The organism is Pseudomonas fluorescens (assembly GCF_902497895.1).
Classification (GTDB): domain Bacteria; phylum Pseudomonadota; class Gammaproteobacteria; order Pseudomonadales; family Pseudomonadaceae; genus Aquipseudomonas; species Aquipseudomonas fluorescens_BP.
On sequence record NZ_CABVHQ010000153.1, the window covers coordinates 1 to 1,436 of the forward strand.

At 64.2% G+C, this 1,436-nt stretch carries 1 pseudogene; it reads left to right on the plus strand.

What is annotated here, in order from left to right:
- A pseudogene (locus F8N21_RS30685) lies at positions 1 to 1,436 on the plus strand (hypothetical protein); the annotation flags it as partial.

The window sequence follows — 1,436 nt, forward strand, 5'->3', positions numbered from 1 at the left end:
GGCGGCGTGCATTTCGACAGCGGCACCGCCAACGGCCTGGATCAATCCAGCGTGCAGTGCCTGGCCGATGGAGAGGTGGTGGCTTATCGCATCGACACGCACTCGCCAACCACGGCCTACTGGGTCCACAAGCTGTCCGTAAAGAAACCCTTCTCGCGCAATTTCGTGCTGGTCCGCCATCGCCTTCAGCCGCCGAAGCTCGAGGGCAGCCCGGACACGCCGCCCAGCCTGACCTTCTACAGCCTGCACCTGCAGGACTGGGCGGTTTATCAGGCGGATGCCGCCCTGGTTCGCCCGGCGTTCTGGCCCGAGGGAGCGGTCCGTCGGGTCAAGGCGACGGTAAACGACATACGCCCCGGCCAGCCAACGCAACGCGGCCTGAACGTGCGCAACCAGGCCCGATCGGGCAAGGTGCTCGACCTCCTGCCACGAGGGGCGGAGGTCATCGTCAGCGGCGAGGGTGCTTACCGCAAGCTGGAAAACACCCTTGGGCCGGCCTCCCTGACCAACGCCGAGGGTTCGCTGCTCGGCTATGTTTCCATCAGCGACCTGAGGCAGATTGCCGGTGACCAATATCACGTTGCGACACGCTGGGGCTCGCTCGATGTCTACGCCGAAGCGAGCTTTCGCAGCGACGTTCTCGAGAAACTGCAGGATGGCACGCAAGTCAGGGTCAGCGGTGAAGGCGACTACCGCAAGCTGGAACGCATCGACCAGTACGTGCATTTCAAATCGCTGCAAGGCGCACTGGAACCGCTGGCGCAGGATCGGGTGGTGGTGCTCGACCGGCCCGTCGCGATCAAGGCCGGGGAGTTGATCGGCCACCTCGGCCTGTATCAGGACTGCCATGCGCAGCGCCCGGAACAGAAACTGCACTTGGAGGTGTTCAGCACCGACACCATGAGAACCTTCATCGCGGCCAGTCGCGCCTGGGCAGATCGTCTCCCGGCCCAAGACAGGACCTGGCTGAAACTTGCCAAGGGCACGGTTGTGGTGGCGCATCAGGACCGCTTCAGCGCCAAGCAGCCACCGACCCTGAGTGCTGCGGCCAACACCCTGAGCGCCGCCGACCTGCTGGTCCCCAAGAGCCTGCTCGATGGCCTGCCGGCCGAGAGAAAAATCGCGGTACCGGCGACGGCTGACCGCAGGGCCTACAACTGGTATCGCCTCGATGGGCTGCTCCACGATGCCGACAACCATCTGCTCGATGGCTGGGTGCGCGAAGAAGTGGGTGTCACCCCCTGGGTCAGTCCCTGGTCATGGGAAGGCTACGACCTCATCTTCGACTACGACTCCCCTCGGGAAGTCCTGGCCTCGTTCCTGCGTGCCGTTAACCACTTCAGCGAAACGGAACTTGAGCGCTACGGCCCCATGGCCGACGAAGGGGACAAGGGCCCGATCAAGAGCCGGCTGTACGACATCATCGACCGCAACCG